23 protein-coding genes are annotated in these 22871 nt (G+C 73.7%); 8 read left to right on the top strand and 15 right to left on the bottom strand.

What is annotated here, in order from left to right; translation table 11 throughout:
* Positions 1-4 precede the first annotated feature (4 nt).
* The 6 genes from lpdA (at position 5) to HL663_RS16045 (ending at position 6322) form a co-directional block, all read left to right on the top strand.
* Positions 5-1402, top strand: coding sequence for a dihydrolipoyl dehydrogenase (lpdA, locus tag HL663_RS16070; RefSeq protein WP_173029306.1), 1398 nt, complete (start codon positions 5-7; stop codon positions 1400-1402).
* A 204-nt stretch (positions 1403-1606) separates the two neighbouring features.
* Positions 1607-1783 (top strand): hypothetical protein, encoded by a 177-nt coding sequence (locus HL663_RS16065; protein ID WP_173029305.1) that lies wholly within the window; start codon positions 1607-1609, stop codon positions 1781-1783.
* Positions 1780-2847 (top strand): hypothetical protein, encoded by a 1068-nt coding sequence (locus HL663_RS16060; RefSeq protein ID WP_173029304.1) that lies wholly within the window; start codon positions 1780-1782, stop codon positions 2845-2847. Before HL663_RS16065 ends, HL663_RS16060 begins: the two co-directional genes overlap by 4 nt.
* Before the next feature lie 152 nt (positions 2848-2999).
* Positions 3000-4418: a pyridoxal phosphate-dependent decarboxylase family protein gene (locus HL663_RS16055; RefSeq protein ID WP_173029303.1), complete on the top strand. Its 1419-nt coding sequence runs from the start codon at positions 3000-3002 to the stop codon at positions 4416-4418.
* Positions 4419-4520: 102 nt separating this feature from the next.
* Positions 4521-5156, top strand: a complete 636-nt coding sequence (locus tag HL663_RS16050) for a DUF2510 domain-containing protein (RefSeq protein ID WP_173029302.1) — start codon at positions 4521-4523, stop codon at positions 5154-5156.
* 35 nt (positions 5157-5191) lie between these two features.
* Positions 5192-6322: a M48 family metalloprotease gene (locus tag HL663_RS16045; protein WP_173029301.1), complete on the top strand. Its 1131-nt coding sequence runs from the start codon at positions 5192-5194 to the stop codon at positions 6320-6322.
* Between the two features lie 19 nt (positions 6323-6341).
* Here the strand turns inward: HL663_RS16045 and HL663_RS16040 are convergent, their stop codons facing one another.
* Both HL663_RS16040 and HL663_RS16035 read right to left on the bottom strand, forming a co-directional pair.
* Complete coding sequence (locus HL663_RS16040; RefSeq protein WP_173029300.1) at positions 6342-8429, bottom strand: HelD family protein; 2088 nt, start codon at positions 8427-8429, stop codon at positions 6342-6344.
* A 62-nt stretch (positions 8430-8491) separates the two neighbouring features.
* Positions 8492-8986: a CoA-binding protein gene (locus HL663_RS16035; protein WP_173029299.1), complete on the bottom strand. Its 495-nt coding sequence runs from the start codon at positions 8984-8986 to the stop codon at positions 8492-8494.
* A 104-nt stretch (positions 8987-9090) separates the two neighbouring features.
* Between HL663_RS16035 and HL663_RS16030 the strand changes: the two genes are divergently transcribed.
* Positions 9091-9534 carry a VOC family protein gene (locus tag HL663_RS16030; RefSeq protein WP_173029298.1) on the top strand — a complete coding sequence of 148 codons (444 nt, stop codon included), beginning with the start codon at positions 9091-9093 and terminating at the stop codon, positions 9532-9534.
* Between the two features lie 151 nt (positions 9535-9685).
* On the opposite strand, the gene HL663_RS16025 is transcribed toward HL663_RS16030, so the two are convergent.
* The 4 genes from HL663_RS16025 to HL663_RS16010 all read right to left on the bottom strand — a co-directional run bounded on the left by HL663_RS16025 (position 9686) and on the right by HL663_RS16010 (position 12741).
* Positions 9686-10066, bottom strand: coding sequence for a RidA family protein (locus HL663_RS16025; protein WP_173029297.1), 381 nt, complete (start codon positions 10064-10066; stop codon positions 9686-9688).
* Between the two features lie 52 nt (positions 10067-10118).
* Complete coding sequence (locus tag HL663_RS16020) at positions 10119-11774, bottom strand: HNH endonuclease signature motif containing protein (RefSeq protein ID WP_173029296.1); 1656 nt, start codon at positions 11772-11774, stop codon at positions 10119-10121.
* Positions 11775-11921: 147 nt separating this feature from the next.
* Complete coding sequence (locus HL663_RS16015) at positions 11922-12410, bottom strand: SRPBCC family protein (protein WP_173029295.1); 489 nt, start codon at positions 12408-12410, stop codon at positions 11922-11924.
* Between the two features lies 1 nt (position 12411).
* A complete protein-coding gene (locus HL663_RS16010) occupies positions 12412-12741 on the bottom strand; it encodes an ArsR/SmtB family transcription factor (protein ID WP_173029294.1) in 330 nt (109 codons plus the stop codon).
* Between the two features lie 238 nt (positions 12742-12979).
* Here HL663_RS16010 and HL663_RS16005 point away from each other — a divergent pair, with 238 nt between their 5' ends.
* Entirely contained in the window at positions 12980-14125 is a 1146-nt protein-coding gene (locus HL663_RS16005) for an acyltransferase family protein (RefSeq protein WP_173029293.1), read from the top strand.
* A gap of 18 nt (positions 14126-14143) precedes the next feature.
* On the opposite strand, the gene HL663_RS16000 is transcribed toward HL663_RS16005, so the two are convergent.
* From HL663_RS16000 to HL663_RS15960, 9 genes are all read right to left on the bottom strand, one after another.
* Complete coding sequence (locus HL663_RS16000; protein WP_173029292.1) at positions 14144-14716, bottom strand: 1-acyl-sn-glycerol-3-phosphate acyltransferase; 573 nt, start codon at positions 14714-14716, stop codon at positions 14144-14146.
* Positions 14717-14777: 61 nt separating this feature from the next.
* On the bottom strand, positions 14778-15035 hold the full coding sequence (locus tag HL663_RS15995; RefSeq protein WP_173029291.1) for a formate dehydrogenase subunit delta: 258 nt from the start codon (positions 15033-15035) through the stop codon (positions 14778-14780).
* Positions 15032-17923, bottom strand: coding sequence for a formate dehydrogenase subunit alpha (fdhF, locus tag HL663_RS15990; protein ID WP_173029290.1), 2892 nt, complete (start codon positions 17921-17923; stop codon positions 15032-15034). Before fdhF ends, HL663_RS15995 begins: the two co-directional genes overlap by 4 nt.
* The gene (locus HL663_RS15985) at positions 17920-19500 is read right to left on the bottom strand and encodes an NADH-ubiquinone oxidoreductase-F iron-sulfur binding region domain-containing protein (RefSeq protein WP_216842601.1); all 1581 of its coding nucleotides are present in this window, start codon (positions 19498-19500) and stop codon (positions 17920-17922) included. Before HL663_RS15985 ends, fdhF begins: the two co-directional genes overlap by 4 nt.
* Positions 19497-19982 carry an NAD(P)H-dependent oxidoreductase subunit E gene (locus HL663_RS15980; protein WP_286175716.1) on the bottom strand — a complete coding sequence of 162 codons (486 nt, stop codon included), beginning with the start codon at positions 19980-19982 and terminating at the stop codon, positions 19497-19499. The genes HL663_RS15985 and HL663_RS15980 overlap by 4 nt, the downstream gene beginning before the upstream one ends.
* 164 nt (positions 19983-20146) lie before the next feature.
* Complete coding sequence (fmdA, locus tag HL663_RS15975; protein ID WP_173029289.1) at positions 20147-21400, bottom strand: formamidase; 1254 nt, start codon at positions 21398-21400, stop codon at positions 20147-20149.
* Between the two features lie 53 nt (positions 21401-21453).
* Entirely contained in the window at positions 21454-22074 is a 621-nt protein-coding gene (locus HL663_RS15970) for an AmiS/UreI family transporter (RefSeq protein WP_173029288.1), read from the bottom strand.
* Positions 22075-22114: 40 nt separating this feature from the next.
* The gene (locus tag HL663_RS15965; RefSeq protein WP_173029287.1) at positions 22115-22402 is read right to left on the bottom strand and encodes a zinc ribbon domain-containing protein; all 288 of its coding nucleotides are present in this window, start codon (positions 22400-22402) and stop codon (positions 22115-22117) included.
* A gap of 99 nt (positions 22403-22501) precedes the next feature.
* Entirely contained in the window at positions 22502-22870 is a 369-nt protein-coding gene (locus HL663_RS15960) for a MarR family winged helix-turn-helix transcriptional regulator (protein WP_216842600.1), read from the bottom strand.
* Position 22871: the final 1 nt, after the last annotated feature.

Genomic DNA, 22871 nt, shown 5'->3' with positions numbered 1-22871 from the left:
ACCCATGGCTGACTTCGATGTCGTGGTGCTCGGTGCTGGTCCCGGTGGGTACGTCGCGGCGATCCGCGCCTCCCAGCTCGGGAAGAAGGTCGCGGTCGTCGAGAAGAAGTACTGGGGCGGGGTCTGCCTCAACGTCGGCTGCATCCCCTCGAAGGCGCTCATCAAGAACGCCGAGCTCGCGCACACGCTCCAGCACGAGAAGGAGCTGTTCGGCATCGAGGGCGAGGCGACGATGAAGTACGGCGCCACCCACGCGCGCTCGCGCAAGGTGTCGGCCGGCATCGTCAAGGGCGTCCACTTCCTCATGAAGAAGAACAAGATCGAGGAGGTCGACGGCTGGGGGACCCTGACCAGCGCCACCTCGATGGACGTCGCGCTCAACGACGGCTCGACCCGTCAGCTGACCTTCGACCACCTGATCATCGCGGCCGGCGCCGTCACCCGGATGCTGCCCGGCGTCGAGGTGTCGCAGAACGTCGTCACCTACGAGGAGCAGATCCTCGACGAGAACCTCCCCGGCTCGATGGTCATCGCCGGCTCCGGCGCCATCGGGGTCGAGTTCGCGTACGTCATGAAGAACTTCGGCGTCGACGTCACGATCGTCGAGTTCCTCGACCGGATGGTTCCGACCGAGGACGAGGAGATCTCCAAGGAGCTCCTCAAGCACTACAAGAAGCTGGGCGTGAAGATCATGCTCTCGACGAAGGTCGAGGCCGTCGAGGACACCGGCTCCGGCGTCCGCGTCACCGTCTCGCCCGCCGCGGGCGGCGACCAGCAGGTGCTGGAGGCCGACAAGTTCATGTCGGCCATCGGCTTCGCCCCGCGCACCGAGGGCTACGGCCTCGAGGCCGCCGGCGTGCAGCTGACCGAGCGCGGCGCCATCGCCATCGACGAGTACGGCCGCACGAACGTCGAGAACGTCTACGCGATCGGCGACTGCACCGCGAGGCTGATGCTCGCGCACGTCGCCGAGGCCCAGGGCGTCGTCGCCGCCGAGCACCTCTCCGGCGCCGAGACGATGCCGGTCGAGTACGACTTCATCCCGCGCGCGACCTACTGCCACCCGCAGATCGGCTCCTTCGGCTACTCCGAGGCGCAGGCCAAGGAGAAGGGCTACGACGTCAAGACGGCGAAGTTCCCGTTCAGCGCCAACGGCAAGGCGATGGGCCTCGGGGATGCGGTCGGCTTCGTCAAGATCGTCGCCGACGCCGAGCACAACGAGATCATCGGCGCCCACATGATCGGCCCCGACGTCACCGAGCTGCTGCCCGTGCTGACCCTCGCGCAGAAGTGGGACCTCACCGCGGACGAGGTGTCGCGCAACGTCTTCGCGCACCCGACGCTGTCCGAGGCGGTCAAGGAGGCCGTCGAGGGCATCGCCGGCCACATGATCAACCTCTGACCGAGGCGCTTCACCGCCCCACGTACCTCACCCGCCTCCACGTTTCGGGGTCACCCCGAGACGTCCACGAGACCCCGGCTCCGAGCCGGGGTCTCGTCGACGTTCCGGGGTCTCGAGCCGGCGAGGACCCTCGCTCGACCCGGGGGTCTGGTCAGGCACCGCCGATCGTCGCTACCCTTCGGCCACCGGCGGGAGGAGAGGGACATGCCCGAGAACGGCGAGCTGCGGCGAAACCCCGTGACCGGAGCGCGCGAGATCTACTTCGAGCCTCCGGGTGAGTGGGAGCCGTTGGGGGCGGACACCGCCCCGGACCACCGTGTCCCCGAAGAGGACCTCGGGACGGCCGCCGAGGCGCCCGAGGACGAGGGCGTCGGCGCGTGACGACGCCCCCCTCCGCGGGGTCCTGGTCCCTCGCGGCCACGGTCAAGCCGGCCGTCGACGGTCCGGCGCCCGCGGCGGAGGACCCGACGCTGCCCGCCCCCCGGGAGTGGGCAGCGGGCGCGGAGGCCGTCCGCACGACGGTGAGGTGGGTCATCACGGCCCTCGCCGCGGTGGGTGCCCTGATGTTCGCCAAGGGCTTCGTCGCCACCCCTGAGCTCAGCTGGCAGGAGCACCCCTACCAGCTGGGCGCTGCGTTCCTCGCCGGTGTCACCGGCCTCGTGGGGGTCGGATGGCTGATCGCCCAGGCCACCGACCTGCTCCGTCCGCAGATGTACGAGCTGCACCGGCTCCCGCCGGAGTTCGTCGAGGAGATCGAGTCGGCCGGCACCGGGGTCGCTCTGCCGGTGCGGGTCCGGACGGTGGCGGACCTCCAGACGAGGCTGCGCGGCGTGCGCGCGGCCCTGTTCGAGGTCGACGGGAACCTCGTCACGGCGAGAGCCACCGCAACGGACCGGGCGGGCAAGGCGGGGGAGGCGGCCGCCAGGGCGGCGGTGGCCGAGCTGGAGGAGGACCGCCGCATCCTCACGCACAACCTCGCGGTCTACACCCACTCGCGGTCCCAGCTCCTGGCCCAGGCGGAGTACTTCACCCTCTCCCGAGGCCTCACGAGGTCCGCAACCCAGCGCATGGTGGGCGCCGGCGCCATGGCGGCGATCGGCGGCATCGCCTACGTCCTCGCGCTGTCGGACCCGGGGGAGCAGCCGCAGCCACCCGCTGCGCCGGTGGTCGGCGAGATGGTGCGCGTCGAGTCCGATGCGGGGTCGCAGCTGTGGTCCCTGCTCGGTCTCGCGGGGTGTCAGGCCGCGAGCGACGCGCCGCGCGTCCCGGTCGTCGTCGGTGGGGGCGACGGCAGCACGGCGTCCCCCTACTCCGTGACGACGCTCCCGACCTCGACGTGCCGTGCGCAGACGTTCACGGTGACGGACGCCGCGGCACTCGTCACCGTCCCGAAGGCCGTGAAGATCACCTACGCACCGGCCTCGGCATCGCCCACCGGCGGCTGACGGCCTCTCTCGACGACCCCGCACGTGCGGGCTTGCCGTGCTCCGGACCGGTTCCCGACAACGACAACCCCGCACGTGCGGGGTCATCGGTGCCGCCGCGCCGCGTGGTGGACGGTGGAGGGCGAGCGACCCGACGTGGGCACAATGGCGCCATGACGCCCGAGGAGTTCCGCGCCGCCGGACACCAGCTCATCGACTGGATCGCCGACCACCGCACCCGGGTCCCCGACCTCCCGGTCGCGGCGCAGGTCCGCCCGGGCGAGGTCCGCGACGCGCTGCCGGCCCACGCGCCGACCGCCCCCGAGGCCTTCGCCGACGTCCTCGCCGACCTCGACCGCGTCGTCGTCCCCGGCGTCACCCAGACCCAGCACCCCGGCTTCTACGGCTGGTTCCCGAGCAACGCGAGCCTCGCGAGCGTCCTCGGCGACATCGCGTCGGGGGGCGTCGCGGCCCTCGGCATCACGTGGCAGTCGGCGCCGGCGCTCACCGAGGTCGAACAGGTCGTCACCGACTGGCTGCGCGACCTCTGCGGCCTCGCCCCGGAGTGGAAGGGCGCCATCCAGGACACCGCCTCGACCGCCGGCCTCGTCGCCATGCTCGCCGCCCGCGAGCGCGCGAGCGACGGCTCCGAGCACCGCGGCGGCCTCCAGTCCCTCGACGCCCCGCTCGTCGCCTACTCCTCGCCGCAGGCGCACAGCTCGGTCCCCAAGGCCGTCCTCCTCGCGGGCTTCGGCGCCGACAACCTGCGCTACGTCGACGTCGACCCGGTCACCTACGCGATGGACCCCGAGGCGCTGCGCCGCGCGATGGCCGACGACGTCGCGGCCGGTCGCGTGCCGGCGGTCGTCGTCGCCGCGGTCGGCACGACCGGCACGACGGCGATGGACCCGGTGCCCGCCATCGTCGAGGTCGCGCGCGAGCACGGCGCGTGGGTGCACGTCGACGCGGCGATGGCCGGCTCGGCGATGCTCCTGCCCGAGATGCGCCACCTCTTCGCGGGTGTCGACGACGCCGACAGCCTCGCGTGGAACCCGCACAAGTGGATGGGCACCGTCCTCGACACCTCGCTCCTCTACGTCCGCGACGTCGACCACCTCGTCTCGGTGATGTCGACGACGCCGAGCTACCTGCGGGCGAGCACCGACGACCAGGTCGTCCAGTACAAGGACTGGGGCATCCCGCTCGGCCGGCGCTTCCGCGCGCTCAAGCTGTGGTTCCACCTCCGGCTGGACGGCGTCGAGGCCATCCGCGAGCGGCTGCGACGCGACCTGGCCAACGCGCGCTGGTTCGCCGAGCAGGTCGAGGCCGAGCCGGGATGGCGGGTCCTCGCGCCCGTCGAGCTGCAGACGGTGTGCGTCGTCCACGAGCCCGAGGGGCTGACCGGGGACGACCTCGACGCCCACACGCTCGCCTGGCTCGACGCCGTCAACGCGACGGGGCGGGTCTTCCTCGGGGCGAGCAAGCTCGACGACCGCTGGATGGTCCGGGTGTCGATCGGCGCCGAGACGACCGAGCGGGCCGACGTCGAGGAGCTCTGGCGCCTGCTGCGCGAGGCCGTCGCGGACCGCTGAGCAGCGCGCCGTCCCGGCCGGCCGGACCGAGTTTGCGCGAAGTCACCCGTCGAGCAGCGCTCTCGGTGTCACACTCACCACGAGTCCGTGGGAGGTAGTGGAATGGCGCAGGTCAGGCACACACGCAGCCACGTCGTCGCCGGCCTGACGCTCGGCCTCGGCGCGGCGATCGTCATGCTCGGGACGCTGCTGCCGGTGTACACGGTCGACCGGGGCACGGTCGCCCCCCGGGTGTGGGCGCTGCTCGGGCTGCGCCCCGACGGGGCGTCGGTGCGCCTCGACGACTCGTTCCGCACCTACCTGCTCATGACGGGTGCCTGGGCGCTGCTCATGGGCATCGCGCTCATCATCACCCGGATGCGGTTCGTCGGCGTCGTCTGGCGGCTCGCCGCCGTCGTCGGCCTGACGGCGGGGTCGTTCGTGACCTTCGCGTTCTGGGTGCTCGTCCTGCGCCCCGGTGCGTCCGTCGGTCGCCCGTCGTGGTTCGCGGCGGCGGCCCCGGAGGTCGTCGACGCGTTCTCGGACGCGACGGTCGACGCGGGGGTCGGGCTCTACGTGCTGACCGTCGGCTGCGCGGTCGGGGTGCTCGCCGCCCTGGTCCCGACGTTCCACACCCGGCGGGTCATCAAGGACGCGAACAGCGCCGGCGGGGGGCTCGCGCCGGGCTGGTACGCCTCGCCGACGAGCCGTCGCCGCCACCGGTACTGGGACGGCGAGAAGTGGACCGTCGGCGCCTGAGCCGCAGGCCGGTCCGTCGGGGTTAGCCTCGGCGGGTGACCGACTCCCGCCGTGCCCCGTCCGCCACGCTCGCCGCGGTGGCCGCCGTGCTGCTCGCGCTGGTGGTCGTCCTCGGGCTGCTGGCCCTCGTCGTCGGGTGGGTCGCCGTGCTGGTCCTCGACGACGGCGTGAGCCGTTGGGTCTGGGGGCTCCTCGGCGCCCTCCTGCTCTGGCGCCTCGTGCCGCGCCCGGCGCGCGTCGACCGGCGCGCGCTCCCCACCTCGCGCGACGAGCAGCCCGCGCTGCACGAGCTCGTCGACGCCGTGTCCGCCGAGGTCGGCGTCGCGGCCCCGGCCCGCGTGCTCGTCGACACGGGCGCCGCGACACGGGTCCACCCCACCGGCTACCTCGGGGGAGCCGCTCTCGTCGTCGCCCTGCCCGAGTGGACGGCCCTCGACCCCGGGGAGCGGGTCGCCGCGCTCGCCCACGAGCTGCGCTGCTCGCGGGTGCGGCGGGGCCCGGCCGGCATCCTCGTGCGGGTCGCCGGGGACGTGCTCTCGGGGGCCCGGACGATCCTCACGCCCGTCAAGGCGGTCACCGCAGACCGCAAGGCCGTCGAACAGGCGACCTCGACGATGGGCTACTTCGGGCCCGGCGACGAGATGGCGGGCAACCTCATGCGTCGCCAGGCGTCGGCGGCCGTCGGCGGCGCCGGCATGCAGGTCGTGGCGGTCCCCTTCCGTGCGTTGCACGCGGTCCTCGACCGGGCCTGGCGGCCGACGCTGCACCACGCCGCGTCCGAGGCCGACCGGCGCGCCGCCGCGCTCGCCGGCCCCGCGGCCGTGCGGGGATGGCTGCTCGCCGGCGTCGGCGTACCCCGCGGTGCGACGGCCGCCCACAACGCCGCGCACACGCCGGGCGTTGACGTCTTCCTCGCCATCGAGGCCGCGCAGCGCCCGACGCCGGCGGAGCTGCGGGCCCGGCTGGATGCCGCCCCGGCCGCGGCGGTCGACCTCGAGCACCCGCCCACCCGCGAACGCGTCGCCGCCCTGGAGTCCGGCGACGTGCCGGTCTCCGACGGATGGGTCGAGCGCAGCACGGTGACCGCCGCGGCCGTCGAGCTCTTCCGGATGCGGGCCGCCCTCGGCGAGCGCTACCGCGAGGAGCTGGTCCACGGCCGCTCCTGACCGCCGGCCCACCGGCCCGTCAGCGGTCCAGCACCTCGGGCAGCGGCTCGGAGTGCACGACGACGAGCGCGGAGACGGCACGGGTCAGCACGACGTAGAGCCGCCGCAGCCCGGTGCGCTCGTCGGGCTCGGCGCGGACGATGGCCGCCGGCTCGACGACGACCACCCGGTCGAACTCGAGCCCCTTGGCGATGCCCGCCGGGACGAGCTCGACCTGCCGGTCCTCGTCGTCCCCGTGCTCGGCGTCCAGGCGACCGTGGGGGAGGCCGGCCGCGGTGAGCGCCGTCGAGATCGCGGGGACGAAGGCATCCGGCACGATGACCCCGACCGAGCCCGGCTCGTCGGTGAGCGCTCGGACGGCGTCGACGACCTCGTGCGAGCGGCGCTCGGGGTCGGCCTCGCGCACGTCGAGGCGGCCGGGGTCGTCGCGCACCGAGACCGGCGCGCCGAGGCCGGGGGCCATCAGCGGCAGCAGGCGCGCGGCGTAGTCGATGACGAGACCCGGCACGCGGAAGCCGCGGTCGAGGACGACGAGCACGTGCTCGGGGCGGCCGAGGTGCGCCATCGCCGCCTCCCACGACGGCGTGGCCCAGGGCGTCGTGCCCTGCGCGATGTCACCGAGGACGGTGAGGCTGCCGGTCGAGGCGCGCCGGCCCACCGCGCGCAGCTGCATCGGCGAGAGGTCCTGGGCCTCGTCGAGGATGACGTGGCCGAGGCTCGGGGTGCGCTCCAGGAGGTCGGCCAGCTCGTCGAGGAGCGCCATGTCGGCGCGGGTCCACCGAGCGGCTCCCTTGGTGCGGGGCGGGCTGTGCCACAGGAGCATCCGCTGCTCGTCCTCGGCGAGGACGCCGTCGGCCGCCGCGGCCAGGGACTCGGCGTCGGAGAGGAGGCCGAAGAGGACGGCGGTCGGGTCGAGGGCGGGCCACAGCTCCTTCGTCGCGGCGCGCACCGGGGCGGAGCGGGCGAGGGAGTCCTGGACGGTGTCGCCGGGGAAGTCGCCGGACCGCTCGATCTGGAGCATCACGAGGTGGGCGAGGCGCTGGGGGAGCAGGTCGCGCCCGGCGGAGTAGCGGACGCCGCGGCCCACCAGCGCATCGAGCTCGTCCTGGACCTCGTACGCGGGGACGCGCCAGCGGCGGGAGCCGCGCGGCACGACGAGGGCCTCTTCTGCGCGGGAGACGCTGCGCCACACCGCAGCCCGGAGCACGTCGGCCATCCGCGCGTCGCCCTTGAGGATCGCCACCTCCGTCGGGTCCTCGGAGCGGACTCGCCCGTGGTCGAGCAGCGTGTCGACGGTGGCGTGCCGCACCCGCACCTCGCCGAGCGAGGGGAGGACGGCGCCGATGTGGTCGAGGAAGGCACGGTTGGGCCCGATGACGAGCACGCCGGCCCGGTCGAGCTGGCGGCGGAACGAGTACAGGAGCCACGCGGCGCGGTGCAGCCCGACGGCGGTCTTGCCGGTGCCCGGGGCGCCCTGCACGCAGATGCTCGTCGCGAGGTCGGACCGCACGATCTCGTCCTGCTCGGGCTGGATCGTCGAGACGATGTCGCGCATCGGCCCGGAGCGCGGCCGCTCGATCTCGGCGGCGAGGATGCCGCTGCGGTCGGCGACGTCGCCGGCCACGAGGCGCTCGTCCTCGTACGCGGTCAGCCGTCCGCGGTCGACCCCGAAGCGCCGCCGCAGCTCGACGCCCATCGGCTCGGCGGGGGAGGCGCGGTAGAAGGCGGTCGAGATCGGTGCGCGCCAGTCGACGACGACGGGATCGCCGTGGTCGTCGCTCACGTGGCGGCGCCCGACGTGGAAGGTCTCCTCGCCGTGCTCGGTCCGGCAGTCGATGCGGCCGAAGAAGAGCGTCGTGCGCGGGTCGTCCTGGAGCGAGGCGACCCGGCGTGCGAGGACGAGGTCGAGGTAGGCGGCGTTGAAGGCGTCCGCGGCGGTGCTCACGTCGAGCCGCTCGGTGGTCTCGCGCATCCGGCGCAGCTCGTCGCGGGCGTGCTCGAGGTGCGCCTGCTCGCGGGCGAGGACGTCGTCGGTGGGGTCGGTGGGTCGGTCGGCGGTCGTCGTGGGCACGGCGGGTCCGCCTCCTGCGGTGTGTGGGGTTCCCATGCTGGCGAACCGATGATGGTACACCCGGTGGGGAGGGTCGCGTCCAGCCGTCGGGACGACCGTCAGACGGTCCGGGGGACCGCGCCCGTCCACGTGAGGACGCGGCACATCGCGTGGTGCACGCCGTCACCGTCGGGGTGGAACATGATCGGGCAGCCGCCGGCGATGACGGTCGCACCGGCCGCTCGCGCGAGGTCGACGGCCTCCGGCGAGACCGACCCGGCCCCGGTCGACCGGTGCAGCCAGATGCGTCGCACCCCGGAGTCCAGGGCCTGCTCGACGCTGTCGAGGGCGTGGGCGGCCGACGTCGCCACGACCACCGCGTCGACCCCGCCGGGCACCGCCTGGACGCAGGCGTACGCAGTGTCCCCTTCGACCTGCGTCGCGTGCGGGTTCACGGCGAACACCTCGTAGCCGTGCTCACGCAGCCAGGTGTAGACCGTGTTGGCCCCGTGCCCGCGTGGGGTGCGCGAGACCCCGGTGACGGCGATGCGGTGCTGGGCGAGGACGTCGCGGGCGGCGTCGCGGACCGGTGTGGTGAGGGGTGAGGTGGCCATGACGGGCCTCCTTGTCGGTGGACTCGATGCTTCCACCGTCCTCGCCGCTGCGCTGTTCCGTGGGTCACGCGCGCGGTGTCGGTGCTCGGGTCCACACTCGGCGCATGGACCGATCAACGTTGCCCGTCCAGGTCGTCATCGACTGCGCCGACCCCGCCGCGCTCGCGGAGTTCTGGGCCGGGGCCCTCGCACCGCGTGGCTATGCGGTGCCGGCGCCGCCGGGGGGCTTCCCCGACTGGCCGGCCTTCCTCGCCGCGCAGGGGGTGCCCGAGGAGCGCTTCAACTCCGCCTCGGCCCTCGAGGCACAGGGCCAGCCGCGCATCTTCTTCCAGCGGGTGCCGGAGCCGAGGTCCGGCAAGAACCGGGTGCACCTGGACCTGCTCGGCGGGGGTGGACCCGCGGTGCCGCTCGACGAGCAGCGTCGGCGGGTCGCCGCCGAGGTCGAACGCCTCGAGGCGCTCGGGGCGGTCCGGGGTGAGGAGCACGCCGAGATGGGCGTGCACTGGGTGACGATGCAGGACCCCGAGGGCAACGAGTTCTGCGTCTGACCCTCTGGCCGTCGGCACGCGGCGCCCGGCGGGCGCGGAGGTGGCTCGTCCGCGCGTCAGTCATCTGCGCCGGCGCGGTCGGTGGCGTGAGAGGTGGGGCGATCACCCCAGCTCTCACGCCACGAGCGGCGCCATGGTCGCCGTCGTCACGTCATCCCACGTGGGCGGTCATCCTGATGGACACCAGCACGCCGGGGATCACGGCGCCGAGCTTGGCGGCGTACCGCGCGGGAGGCGTGGTCGGGAGCCACTGCGAGTAGGCCGCGTTCATGCCCGGAAAGTCGTCGGGGTCGTGGAGCAGGATGCCGACCTCGAAGATGTCGTCCTTCGCGCCACCGGCCGCCACGACGACCGCCGTGCAGTTGGCGAGGGCCTGCGTCGTCTGTTCGCCGATCGTGTCACCGGCCAGCGCGCCGGTGGCCGGATCGATGCCGACGGTCCCCGACACGTGGATGAACCCACCGGCTGCCACCCCCTGCGCGAACAGCGGGTTGCGTGGCGCCTCGTCGGTGCTGATGACCTGGAATCCCATCGTCGGAGACTGCCCGAACGGGGGGCGATGCGCCAGACCGCGGAAGAGCGCGTCAGAACGGGGGATCGACGGGGAGTCGGGCGCGACGTCGCGGCGGGTGCAGGCCGGTGATGGTGACGGAGCGCCGTGGCCGGTGGACCTCGACCCGGCAGCCGCGAGCGGCGGCGGGCGCGTCGGCTCCGTGGTGCTCGAGGCGGAACTCCATGGGCGAGTGCACGGGATCGGCGGATCGGCGGGGAGGTGGGGGCGGACCGGGGTCGCCGGCCTCGAGGACGACGGCGCGGTGGTCGACCGGATGGGTCGTGCGGGTCGCCCCGGTGGGGTCGGTCCAGTGCAGGACAGCGTCGTCGGCCGCCCGGACCGACCAGCCGAGGCGCTGCTTGACCCGGTGGTGGCGACGACAGAGGCACGCGAGGTTGGCGGCGCTCGTCGGCCCGGCGGGCCACGCGCGGACGTGGTCGAGGTCGCAGAACCGGGCCGCGACGTGGCACCCGGGGAAGCGGCAGCGCCCGTCGCGGGCCCGCACGAGCGCGGCGAGCCGGGCGCCGGGGCGGTAGGCGTCGGTCGAGAGGAGCCCGTCGGGGTCGGTCAGGGCGCCGGTGGCCGCGTGGGGCACGGGCGACGTCGGGTCGGTGACGACCGCGGCCCTGGCCAGCCAGCCGCGGGGGACGAGGTCCGGGTCGCCGGCGTGCATCCCGTGGACGGCGACGAGGTCGTCATCGGCAGCCCGTGCACCGTCCTCGACCCCCGCGTCATCGGCAACAGGCGCGCCGTCTCCGACCTCGGCGTGACCGACAACCGGTGCGCCGTCCCCGACCGCTGCGTCCTCGGCCCGGGCCGCGACCCGCGGTGCCCCGGCGGTCGTGAGCAGCTGCACGTGGACCTCGACCGTCGCGTTCGAGGTGACCAGGTCCGTCAGCGCCCTGGCTCGCGCGCGCTCGAGGTGCTCGCAGGTGCCGTCCTCGACGTACCGCTGGGCGAGGGTGTCGACCGCGGCCCAGGCCGCGCAGGCCTCCTCGGAGGGGAAGGTCCCGAGCCACGTGTCGACCCCCGGCTCGTCGGCCCAGCGCCGCAGCCCCGAGGCCGCGCGCACACGGACCGCCCTCTGCCGCAGCAGGTCCGGGGAGACGGCGGCCAGCACCCGGCGGGCTCGCCGCCGCAACCGGGACGCGTCCTCGTGCTCGAACCACGGGGCGAGGGCCGCGACGACCCCGGACGCGACCTCGGCCGGCACCTCCTCGAGCTCGTGGGCGACGACCTGCGCACGGTGGGCGTCGAGCCGCCCGGCGGCCATCGCGGCGTGCAGCCCGCCGAGCCCGGTGCTCGTCGACGTGCCCTCCGGGCCGTCGGCCGCGCGGCGCACCGCCTCCCGCACCCGTCGCTCGGCGTGCACGGCCGAGATCGCCAGGACGCCCGAGACGACGGCGGGCGCGTCGAGCGCGACGTGCCCCAGCGCGCGGTGGGTCTCGACGACCTCACCCGTCTCGAGGGCGACCGGCTCGATGGCGGAGAGCCGCACGACGACCTCGTCCTGCGCCGCGGCGACGACGTCGGCCAGGGACTGCAGCTCGCCGAGGGCGGCCGCCCAGCCGGCGACCGAGCCGCCGACGGCCGTGGGGGAGAGGACCTGCGCGACGAGCGCCCGGGCCTCGACCGCCGCTGCCGCGACGTCCTCGGCATCCGCCCGGTGCTGCGTGCTGGTGGCCATCGGCTCCCCCTCCCCTCGTGCACTCATCCTACCCCCGGCGGGGTTCGGACGGAAGCACCATCCACAGCGAAAACGACTGTGGCGCAGGGGATCAGGGCGGGCAGAGGGCCTGTCGTGACGGGTGTGACGACAGGCTCGCGCACCCCCTCAGCCGCGAGCCAGGAAGGCGTCGATCTGGTCGATGGCCGACCGCGCGCCCTCCTCCATCCCCATGTCGAGCACCTGCTGCAGCGCCTCGGCGCTCGCGTAGGTCGTCGTGTAGACCGCGCGGGTGCCGCTCTCGGTGGCGCTGAAGTCGTAGACGCAGTCCGAGACGGGGAGGTCGGCGTTGGGGGTGAGGTCCTCGTGGGCGAAGCCGTCGCGGAAGGTGAACTGCCGGGGCGCGTCCACCCCCGTGACGTCCCAGTAGCCGGCGAACTTCTCGCCCTCGGGGGAGGTCATGTAGTAGGTCGTGCGGGTTCCCTCGCGCAGGGCGTGGTCGACGAACGTCGCGGGGTACTCCGGCGGGCCCCAGACCTTCTCGAGCTGGCGGGGGTCCTCGTAGAGGGCCCAGACCCGCTCGACCGGCGCGGCGAACTCCGCGGTGATGGTCAGCGTGCGGCTGTCGATGTCCTTGGTGATGTCGGTGACGGGCATGTCAGGGCTCCTCGGTGAGCAGTAGGTCGATCCGGTCGATCCGTCCCCGCCAGACCGCCTCGAGCTCGTCGAGCATCGAGGCGACCGACCGGACGGCCTGCACGTCACCGCTGGCCAGCTGCTCGCGACCGTTGCGTCGCTTCGTCAGCAGGCCCGCCCTCTCCAGGACGGCGACGTGCTTCTGGACGGCGGCGAAGCTCATGTCGTACCGCGCCGCCAGCGTCGTGACCGAGTGCTCCCCGGCGAGGACCCGGCGCAGGATGTCGCGCCGCGTCCGGTCGGCGAGGGCGTGGAACAGCGCGTCCGCGCGGTCCTCGCTGCTCCCGGTCACAGGACCAACATACAACCAAGTAGTTGTACGTTGTCAAGCGGCGGCGCGCGCCGACTCAGGGGAGCGGGCCGGCGCGCGTGACACATCTCGCACCGCCCGAGCCGCGGGACGACGTCCTCCCACCGCCGCACCGACCGCCTGACCTGCGCGGTCATCCATTCCCCGGCGCTCTCAGCCTCGCCGCACCCACCCGACCCCGACTTGAGGCGACCCGCCGACGCTCGGCAGGGTCGTGGGGATGGAGCTGCTGACCCGCCGGCCGGCCCTCCCCGCGCTCACCGGCCTCCGGGCGGTCGCCGCGGTGTGGGTCGTCCTCTTCCACTACCGCGAGGAGATCCTCGCCCTCGAGCCCGCGCTCGCCCCGCTCGACACCTTCATGCGCGCGGGCTACCTCGGCGTCGACCTCTTCTTCGCGCTGAGCGGCTTCGTCCTCGCCTACACCTACGCCGACCGGATGCGCTCCTTCCGCTGGCGCGACACGGGCTCGTTCGTCCGCAACCGCTTCGCCCGCGTCTGGCCGGTGCACGTCGTCGCGCTGCACATCGACGTCGTCACCGCCTTCCTCCTCGGCACCCTCGGGCGCACCGTCGAGGACAGCCGCCGCACCGGCGCCGCCTACGTCGAGAACCTCGGGATGGTCCACTACTGGGTCAGCGACCGACCGAGCTTCAACACCCCGGCGTGGTCGATCAGCGCCGAGTGGTTCGCCTACCTCCTCGCGCCCCTGCTCTTCGTCGCCGTCGCCCGCCTGCGCCGGTCCTCGACCGCGCTGGCCCTCGCCGCCGCGAGCTACGGCGTGATGCTCTGGATCTTCGCGACGATGGCCCTGCCGAACGGCAACCTCGAGAACATGTTCTGGGTCCGCATCCTGTTCGAGTTCGTCGGCGGGATGCTCCTGTGCCTGGCCTGGGTGCGTGGAGGCGCGCGCCTGGGCCGCCTCGCCCCGGTCCTGCCGCTCGCCCTCGTCGTCGCGGCGCTCGTGCCGCAGGCCTCGGCCGGCCGCTACTGGATGGCGCCCGCCCTCGGGCTCGGCGTCGCCGCGCTGGCGGCCTCCGGCGGGTGGGTCGCCAGGGCGCTGTCCCTGCGGTGGCTCGTGGCCGCAGGGGAGGCCTCGTTCGCGCTCTACATGGTCCACTGGCTCTTCGAGTGGCCGGTCGAGCAGGCCGTCGGTCTCGCGACGGGCAACCCGTGGCTCTCCCGGCTCGTGCTGGTCGCCGTCGCCGCGGTCCTCGCGCTCGCCGCCTGGGCGATGATGGTGCTCGTCGAGCGACCCGCGCGCCGTCTCGTCGTGCGGGGACGTGGCCCCCGCCGGGACGACCCCGCGCCCACCACGCCGCAGCCGGTTCCGGTCGCACCGCAGCCGGAGCTCGTCGGCCTCCGGTGAGCAGCGGCTGCCGGACGGTCACGCCCCGGCGGGGCGGTCCTCCTCGCGCAGGCGCGGCTCGGTGCGCTTCTCGGGGTGGATCCCGCGCTTGTCGCGGTAGAACTCCCGGACGAGGTCCATGTCGGCGCGCACGTCCGGCGTCGCCCTGATCGTCGGGCCGAACCCGGCTGTGCGGGAGGGGCCGTCGATGAAGGCCAGCGCGATCGGCAGCTTCGCGGCGCGGGCGATCCGCCAGAAGCCGGACTTCCAGTACTCGCCCTGGTCGCGGGTCCCCTCCGCCGCGAGGATGAGCAGGAACGGCTCGCCGCTGCGCGCCTCGCGCACGAGCTCGCGCACGACCTGACCGGGGTTGTCGCGGTCGAGGGGGATGCCGCCGAGGCGGTGCAACAGCCAGCCGAGGGGGCCCTTGAAGAGCTCCTGCTTGATGAGCACGCGCGGCGTGACGTCGCCGCGCCACATGACGAGCAGCATCATCACGAAGTCCCAGTTCGAGGTGTGCGGCGCCCCGACGAGGATGCCCGTGCGGGGGACCTCGCCGACGGCGCGCCACCGGGCCGCTCGCAGCACGGTCTTGGCCAGGGCGACGCGCATCAGGGACCTCTCCGCGGCCGGCCCGTCCGGCGCGCAGTCACCACGCTAGCGCCCGCGCCGGTCAGCCCCCGGAGGGCTCCCGCACCTCGTCCCGGTCGATCTCGCCGTCGACGAGGTCCTCGGCCGCGCGCACGAGCAGCGGGTGCAGGTCGGTGTCGCCGCGACGGACCCGGGCGAGCAGCTCGTGGCGCATCCGGGGCTCCCAGAACTTCTTGACGTGGGTCGCGATCTCCTCGGCGGCCTTCTCGCGCGGCAGGGCCTCGAAGTTGCGGACGAGGTCGTGCCCGAGCCGCACGACGGGCGCGATGTCGCCGCTCACCGGCGGTGCCTCGCCATCGCCCCGGCGGGCATCGGGGCGCCGCGCTCGGCAGGGACGTCGTGCCCCTCGGGCGCGGCGTCTCGCTCCGCCCGCGCGGCCTCGGTCGCCACCGTCACCTGGACGGCCGTCACCTTGTACTCGGGGCAGTTGGTCGCCCAGTCCGAGTTCTCGGTCGTCACGACGTTGGCGCCGGTCACCGGGTGGTGGAAGGTCGTGTAGACGACGCCGGCGGGCATCCGGTCGGAGACGAGCGCCGTGAGCCGGGTCGCGCCGACGCGGGAGGCGAGCTCGACGACGTCGCCGTCGCGGATGCCCCGCAGCTCGGCGTCGGACGGGTGGATCTCGAGCACGTCGGCCGGGTGCCACGTCGAGTTCGGCGTGCGGCGGGTCTGCGCCCCGACGTTGTACTGCGACAGGATGCGCCCCGTCGTCAGGACGAGCGGGAAGCGGCGGTTGGCGCGCTCGGTGGTCGGGACGTAGACCGTCGGAGTCAGCTGACCGAGCCCGCGGACGAACTCGCCGACGTGCATCGTCGGGGTGCCGTGCGGGGCGGCGTCGGTGACGGGCCACTGCATCGACCCCTCGGCGTCGAGCCGGGCGAACGAGACGCCGGCGAACGTCGGTGTCGTCGAGGCGATCTCGTCCATGATCTCGGCGGTCGACCCGTACGACATCGGGTAGCCCATCGCCGTCGCGAGCTCGCAGACGACCTGCCACTCGTCCTTGCCGACGCGGCTCGGCATGACCGGCCGCACCCGGTTGAGCCGGCGCTCGGCGTTGGTGAACGTGCCGTCCTTCTCGAGGAACGACGTGCCCGGCAGGAACACGTGGGCGAAGCGGGCGGTCTCGTTGAGGAAGAGGTCCTGGACGACGACCATCTGCATCGAGCGCAGCGCCGCCTCGACGTGCTGCGTGTTCGGGTCGGACTGCGCGATGTCCTCGCCCTGCACGTAGAGCCCGAGGAACGAGCCGCCGATCGCGGAGTCGAACATGTTGGGGATGCGCAGCCCCGGCTCCGGCTGGATGGTGACGCCCCAGAGCGTCTCGTAGATCTCGCGCACCTCGGGCCGCGACACGTGGCGGTACCCCGGCAGCTCGTGCGGGAAGGAGCCCATGTCGCAGGAGCCCTGCACGTTGTTCTGGCCGCGCAGCGGGTTCACCCCGACGCCCTCGCGCCCGAGGTTGCCCGTGAGCATCGCGAGGTTGGCCATGCCCATGACCATCGTCGAGCCCTGGCTGTGCTCGGTGACGCCGAGGCCGTAGTAGATGGCGGAGTTCGGCCCCGCCGCGTACAGCCGTGCGGCGGAGCGCAGCTCGGCCGCCGGGATGCCCGTCTCGGCCTCCGTGGCCTCGGGGGAGTGCTCGGGCCGGGCGATGAACTCGAGGTAGCCCTCGGCGCCCTCGGTGCGCGAGCGGACGAACTCCGCGTCGTGCAGCTCCTCGGTGACGATGACGTGCGCCATCGCGTTGACGAACGCGACGTTCGTGCCCGGGCGGACCGGCAGGTGGTGCGCGGCCTCGACGTGCGGGCTGCGGACGAGGTCGATGCGCCGGGGGTCGGCGACGATGATCTGCGCGCCCGCCCGCAGCCGCTTCTTCATCCGCGAGGCGAAGACCGGGTGCGCGTCGGTGGGGTTGGCGCCGATGAGGAGCATGACGTCGGCCTGCTCGACCGAGCGGAAGTCCTGCGTGCCGGCCGAGGTGCCGAAGGCGTGGTTGAGCCCGTACCCGGTGGGGGAGTGGCAGACCCGCGCGCAGGTGTCGACGTTGTTGTTGCCGAACGAGGCCCGCACCATCTTCTGGACGACGTAGACCTCCTCGTTCGTGCAGCGCGAGGACGAGATGCCGCCGATGGACCCGACGCCGTGCTCGGCCTGGATGCGCCGGAAGCCCTCGGCCGCCGTGCGGATCGCCTCCTCCCACGACACGACGCGCCACTCGTCGTCGATGGACTCGCGCACCATCGGCTCCAGCTGCCGGTCGTCGTGCGCGGCGTACCCGTAGGCGAAGCGGCCCTTGACGCACGAGTGGCCCTCGTTCGCGCCGCCGTCCTTCCACGGCACCATCCGCACGACGCGGGTGTCGTCGCCCGAGCCCTGCACCTCGGCCTTGAACGAGCAGCCGACGCCGCAGTAGGCGCACGTCGTGACGACCGAGCGGGTCGGCATCCCGAGCTGGACGACCGACCGCTCGGTGAGGGCGTCGGTCGGGCAGGCCTGCACGCACGCGCCGCACGAGACGCACTCGGAGCTCAGGAAGTCGGTGCCGCCGGGGGAGATCCGCGAGTCGAAGCCGCGCCCCTCGACGGTCAGCGCGAACGTCCCCTGCGTCTCGGAGCAGGCCCGCACGCAGCGCGAGCAGACGATGCAGGCGGCCGGGTCGTAGTCGAAGTACGGGTTGGAGCGGTCGGTGGTGTCGGCGAGGTGGCTCGCGCCGTCGAGCCCGTACCGGACCTCGGCGACCCCGGTCTCGCGCGCCCACTTCTGCATCTCGCAGCTGCCGCGCGCGCAGCCGGCGCAGTCGGTCGGGTGGTCCGACAGGTACAGCTCCATGACGTTGCGCCGCAGGGCCTGCACCTGCTCGGTGCGGGTGCCCACGACCATCCCGTCGGTGCACGGCGTGGTGCACGACGCCGGTGTGCCCTTGCCGCCCTCGACCTCGACGAGGCACAGGCGGCAGGAGCCGAACGCCTTGAGCGAGTCGGTGGCGCAGAGCTTCGGGATCTCGATGCCGGCCTCGGCGGCGGCGCGCATCACGGAGGTGCCCGCCGGCACGGTGACCTCACGACCGTCGATGCTCACGGTGGCCGGTGCCCCGCCGCGCACAGCCGGTGTGCCGTAGTCGGTCTCGCTGGTCAGGGCGTCGGGTCGCTCGTCGAGGGTGGTCATGGCCGCGCTCCTCCGGTGGTGCTGGTGGCTGACTCGGGCATCGCGTCGGTGGTGGCGTCGGCCGCGGCGGGCGAGACGCCGAAGTCCTCGGGCCAGTGCTCGAGGGCGCTGCGGACGGGCATCGGGGTGAGGCCGCCCATGGCGCAGAGCGAGCCCTTGGTCATCGTCGCGCAGAGGTCCTCGAGCAGGACGAGGTTGGACTCGCGCTGCGTGCCGGCCCGGATGCGGTCGATGACCTCGACGCCGCGGGTCGAGCCGACCCGGCAGGGCGTGCACTTGCCGCACGACTCCTTGGCGCAGAACTCCATCGCGAAGCGGGCCATCGCGCCGGCGTCCATCGAGTCGTCGAAGACCACGACGCCGCCGTGCCCGACCATGGCCCCGGCCTCGGCGAACGCCTCGTAGTCCATCGGCAGGTCGAAGCGCGAGGGCGGCAGGTACGCCCCGAGCGGGCCGCCGACCTGGACGGCCTTGACGGGCCGCCCGGACGCCGTGCCGCCGCCGTACTGCTCGACGAGCTCGCGCAGCGAGATGCCGAAGTCGGCCTCGACGACGCCGCCGCGCGCGACGTTGCCGGCGAGCTGGAAGACCTGCGTGCCCCGGCTGCGCCCGGTGCCGAGCGCGGCGTACGCGGCGCCGCCGTCGGCGAGCACCATGGGGACCGCCGAGAGGGTGAGGACGTTGTTGACGACGGTCGGCATCCCGAAGAGCCCCTCGAGCGCGGGGATCGGCGGCTTGGCGCGCACCTCGCCCCGCTTGCCCTCGAGCGACTCGAGCATCGAGGTCTCCTCGCCGCAGATGTACGCACCGGCGCCGACCCGGACCTCGAGGTCGAAGCGGCGGCCGCTGCCGAGCACCGACCCGCCGAGGACCCCGTGCGCGTAGGCGACCTCGACGGCGCGGCGCAGGGTGCGGATGGCGTGCGGGTACTCCGAGCGCAGGTAGACGAACCCCTCGGTGGCGCCGGTGGCCAGCGCGGCGATCGTCATCCCCTCGACGAGCGTGAAGGGGTCGCCCTCGATGAGCATCCGGTCGGCGAAGGTGCCGGAGTCGCCCTCGTCGGCGTTGCAGCAGACGAACTTCGTGTCGGACCGGGCCGTGCGGACCGTCTCCCACTTGATGCCCGCCGGGAAGCCCGCGCCACCGCGGCCGCGCAGCCCGGAGTCGGTGACCTCGCGGACGACGTCGGCGGGGTCGAGGGTGAGCGCCCGCTCGAGGCCGGCGAGCCCGCCGTGGGCGCGGTAGGCGGCGAGGTCGGTCGGCTCGATGACACCGACCCGGGCGAAGGAGACGCGGTGCTGGCCGGTCAGCCACGGGTGCTCGTCGACGACGCCGACGCAGCGGTCGGTGTCGTCGAGCACGCCGCCGAGCAGCGGGTCGACCTCGTGCGCACCGACGTTGGCGTACCCGACGCGACCCGCGTCGGTCTCGACCTCGACGAGGGGCTCGAGCCAGAGCATCCCGCGGGAGCCGTTGCGGCGGACGGTGGCGCCGGCCGCCTCGAGGGCCGCGGCGACCTCGTCGGCCCCGACCGAGACGGCGGCGGCGTCGGCCGGCACCCAGACGACGGGGTTCACGCGGGCCACCCCTCGGTCAGCACGTCGAGCCGCTCGGGGGTGAGCCGGCCGTGGAGGGCGCCGTCGAGCATCCCCGCCGGGCCGAGCGCGCAGTTGCCGAGGCAGAAGACCTCGCCGACCTCGACGTCGGTCGAGCCGCCCCAGCGGTCGGAGGCGGACGCCACCGTGGCCTCGGCGCCGCGGGCCTGGCAGGCCTCGGCGCGGCAGAGGGCGACGCGGTGCGCGGTCGGGGGAGTGCGCCGCAGGTCGTGGTAGAAGCTGAGCACCCCGAGGACGTCGGCCCGGCTGACGTTGAGGACGTCGGCCACGACCGGCACGTCGTCGTCGTGGACGAACCCGTGCTGCTCGACCACGGCCTGGAGCACCGGCAGGAGCGGGCCGCGCATCGGGGCCATCCCCTCGGCGAGCGCGCGCACCGCTGCGGCGCGGCCGGGGTCGGCCGGCGCGGGGGCCGGTGCAGGGCTGGGACCTCGCTGGCGCACGTCGTCCACCTCTCTGTGGCTGTGACCTGCCGCCGAGCCTACGTCGGGGCGGCCGCCGGAGACACCCCTGACGGCGGTTCCGGGCCCCCCGGTCGGGAGAGGGCGCGGGACCGCCGTCAGGAGGTCGTCGGGTCGGGTCGGGGTCAGGGTCGGTGTCGGTCGGGTCAGAAGGACGAGCGGGGCACGCCCATCCCGGGGTCGACCTTCGCCGGGCCGGCGCTCGACGGGCGGATGTCGACGTCGAAGATCGACGTCGGCAGGTACACGGTCGAGCACGAGTTCGGGATGTCGACGACCCCCGAGAGCCGGCCCTCGATCGGGGCGGCGCCGAGGATCATGTACGCCTGCTCGGGCGACCAGCCGAACGTCGTCAGGTAGTCGATCGCGTGCAGGCAGGCCCGCTGGTAGGACAGGTGCGAGTCGAGGTAGCGCTGCTCGCCGTCGAGGGTGACGGATGTGCCCGAGAAGGCCAGCCACTCGCTGAACTGCGGGTCGGTCGTGCCGGGCATGAAGATGGCGTTCTCCGAGACGCCGTAGGTCTCCATACCGCCCTTGATGAGGTCGACCCGCAGGTCGATGAACCCGCCCATCTCGATGGCCCCGCAGAACGTGATCTCGCCGTCGCCCTGCGAGAAGTGCAGGTCGCCCATCGAGAGGTTCGCGCCGTCGACGAAGACCGGGTAGAAGACCCGCGAGCCCTTCGTGAAGTTCTTGATGTCCTGGTTGCCGCCGTTCTCGCGCGGCGGGGCCGTGCGGGCGGCCTCGGCGGCGACCCGCGCGTACTCGGAGTCGGGCAGCGACCCGAGGATCGCCGAGCTGGGCTCCGGCGGCAGGGCCAGCGGCGGGACACGGTTCGGGTCCGTGGCGATGAGCGCCGCCTCGCGGGAGTTCCACCGAGCCAGCAGGTCGGCCGAGGGGGCGGTGCCCATGAGGCCGGGGTGGACGATGCCGACGAACGAGACACCGGGGACGTGCCGCGAGGTGGCGACCCCGCCGGTGAAGTCCCAGATCACCTTGTACGCGTCGGGGAACTGGTCGGTGAGGAAGCCGCCGCCGTGCTCCTTGGCGAAGATGCCGGTGTAGCCCCAGCCCTGGCCGGCGAGGGGGCCGCTGTCCTCCTGCGGGATCGGCCCGACGTCGAGGATGTCGACGACGAGCAGGTCGCCCGGCTGGGCGCCCTCGACGGCCACGGGGCCGGAGAGGACGTGCACGGTGTCGAGGGGCGCGTTGAGGATGTCGTCGGCGGAGTCGTCGTTGACGATGGCGCCGTCGAACCACTCCCGGCAGTGCATCCGGAAGCTGTCGCCCGGCTTGACGTGCACGGCGGCCGGGACCTCGGGGTGCCACCGGTTGTGGCCGAGGTAGCGCTGGTCGGTGAACTTCTTGGTCGAGTCGAGCGGGAAGATGAGCTCGGGCATGGCGGGTTCTCCTGACGGGTCGGGACGGGGCGGCACGGGCCGCCGGAGCGGGATCAGGCGGTGGCGGGAGCCGTCGCCGGGGACAGGGAGCCGAGGCGGGATCTGGCGAGGAGGAACCCCCCCACGGTGAGGACGAGGACGACGAGCGCCCAGACGGCGTTGGGGAGGGCGTCCCACCACCCGGTGAGGAGGAGGAAGGCCGGCACCGCGGCGGTGGTCCATCCCTCGACCGCGGCGACGACGCCGGTCCAGGCGGTCAGCTGCGCGCGGCCGCGCCCGAGCAGCTGGAAGAACAGCCACCAGAGGTAGGCCCACAGCAGCCAGATCACCGTGAACGCGTAGTCCTGGTAGGTGACGAGGTTGACGACGGCGTAGGCGACCGCCGCGACGGCGACGAAGAGGGAGAAGAAGCCCAGGCCGGTGGGCTCGAACCCCCAGATGGTGTTCATCGCGACGTACAGGTAGGTGAAGCCGAACAGGTAGAGCCCGGAGGCCCCGAAGACGACGTCGGCGTCGCCGCCGGCGGTGAAGATCAGGTACGTGGGCGTGATCACCTGGAGCAGCCCGACGAAGACGTTGAGGGGGACGGCGCCGTTGCCCCGGACCCATCCGAGGAGGGCACAGCCGTTGATGAACAGGATGGCGCCGACGTACAGGAGTCCGACGTTTCCCATGGTTCTCCTTGCCGAGATCGTGACGGGCCGGGCGGCCCGGTCAGGGGGACGGCAGCATCGCCGTCCGGGGGTCGGCCGTCGGCCGCCTCGTGGGGGAGCGGCGCCGACCGAGCGGCGCCGAGACGACGGCGGGCTCGCTCGCGCTGGCCTCGGTGGCGGCGATGACCCGCCGTGAGCGGGAGTCGCCGCGCTGCACCTGCGGGACGCCGAACAGCCGTCGCGCGGGGTCCTCGCAGGTGGGGCAGGCGATCGACGCCGGGGCCTGCCCACCGGGCAGCCGCAGCGCGATCACCCCGTCGCGCCGGCACAGGAACTCGTACGTCGCCATGACCACCTCCGCGAGACGGTCCCATCCGGGATAGTCCCAAATGGGAATATTCGGAGCGTAGGGGTGGGCGTCGGATCTGTCCAGACCCCCGGGGGTGGCTCAGCCGGGGAAGGGCTCCGTGGCGTCCGGCGGCTCGATCTCGCGGATGGCCTCCTGCGCCCGGCGCAGGCGCCGCAGCCCCTCGGCCGAGAGCCTCAGCGTGACGCGCCGACGGTCGTCGGGGGCCGGCGTCCGGAACACCGCGCCGCGCTCGACGAGCGCGTCGACGACCCGGGTGGCGGTCGACGACGGGATGACGAGGGCCTCGACGAGGTCGGCCATCGAGGCGCCCGGCGCGGCGCGGATCGTCAGGAGCACCCGCCAGCCGTCTACCGTAAGATCCAGGGGTCGCAAGGCGCCCTCGAGCCGCGACTGCGCCTCGGCCGCCACCCGCAGGACCGAGAGCAGGTGCTCTTCGCGGTCTGACACG

It is taken from the genome of Arthrobacter sp. NEB 688 (genome assembly GCF_013201035.1).
GTDB lineage: Bacteria > Actinomycetota > Actinomycetes > Actinomycetales > Dermatophilaceae > Phycicoccus.
Note: the sequence above shows the minus strand (reverse complement) of the source record. Positions and strands in the feature narration are given on the sequence as shown.

What these genes read in the sequence shown, in the direction of transcription:
- lpdA (WP_173029306.1), top strand. Translation starts at nt 5, where the DNA reads ATGGCTGACTTCGATGTCGTGGTGCTCGGTGCTGGTCCCGGTGGGTAC.
- HL663_RS16065 (WP_173029305.1), top strand. Translation starts at nt 1,607, where the DNA reads ATGCCCGAGAACGGCGAGCTGCGGCGAAACCCCGTGACCGGAGCGCGC.
- HL663_RS16055 (WP_173029303.1), top strand. Translation starts at nt 3,000, where the DNA reads ATGACGCCCGAGGAGTTCCGCGCCGCCGGACACCAGCTCATCGACTGG.
- HL663_RS16050 (WP_173029302.1), top strand. Translation starts at nt 4,521, where the DNA reads ATGGCGCAGGTCAGGCACACACGCAGCCACGTCGTCGCCGGCCTGACG.
- HL663_RS16040 (WP_173029300.1), bottom strand. Translation starts at nt 8,429, where the DNA reads ATGGGAACCCCACACACCGCAGGAGGCGGACCCGCCGTGCCCACGACG.
- HL663_RS16035 (WP_173029299.1), bottom strand. Translation starts at nt 8,986, where the DNA reads ATGGCCACCTCACCCCTCACCACACCGGTCCGCGACGCCGCCCGCGAC.
- HL663_RS16030 (WP_173029298.1), top strand. Translation starts at nt 9,091, where the DNA reads ATGGACCGATCAACGTTGCCCGTCCAGGTCGTCATCGACTGCGCCGAC.
- HL663_RS16025 (WP_173029297.1), bottom strand. Translation starts at nt 10,066, where the DNA reads ATGGGATTCCAGGTCATCAGCACCGACGAGGCGCCACGCAACCCGCTG.
- HL663_RS16020 (WP_173029296.1), bottom strand. Translation starts at nt 11,774, where the DNA reads ATGGCCACCAGCACGCAGCACCGGGCGGATGCCGAGGACGTCGCGGCA.
- HL663_RS16015 (WP_173029295.1), bottom strand. Translation starts at nt 12,410, where the DNA reads ATGCCCGTCACCGACATCACCAAGGACATCGACAGCCGCACGCTGACC.
- HL663_RS16005 (WP_173029293.1), top strand. Translation starts at nt 12,980, where the DNA reads ATGGAGCTGCTGACCCGCCGGCCGGCCCTCCCCGCGCTCACCGGCCTC.
- HL663_RS16000 (WP_173029292.1), bottom strand. Translation starts at nt 14,716, where the DNA reads ATGCGCGTCGCCCTGGCCAAGACCGTGCTGCGAGCGGCCCGGTGGCGC.
- fdhF (WP_173029290.1), bottom strand. Translation starts at nt 17,923, where the DNA reads ATGACCACCCTCGACGAGCGACCCGACGCCCTGACCAGCGAGACCGAC.
- fmdA (WP_173029289.1), bottom strand. Translation starts at nt 21,400, where the DNA reads ATGCCCGAGCTCATCTTCCCGCTCGACTCGACCAAGAAGTTCACCGAC.
- HL663_RS15970 (WP_173029288.1), bottom strand. Translation starts at nt 22,074, where the DNA reads ATGGGAAACGTCGGACTCCTGTACGTCGGCGCCATCCTGTTCATCAAC.
- HL663_RS15965 (WP_173029287.1), bottom strand. Translation starts at nt 22,402, where the DNA reads ATGGCGACGTACGAGTTCCTGTGCCGGCGCGACGGGGTGATCGCGCTG.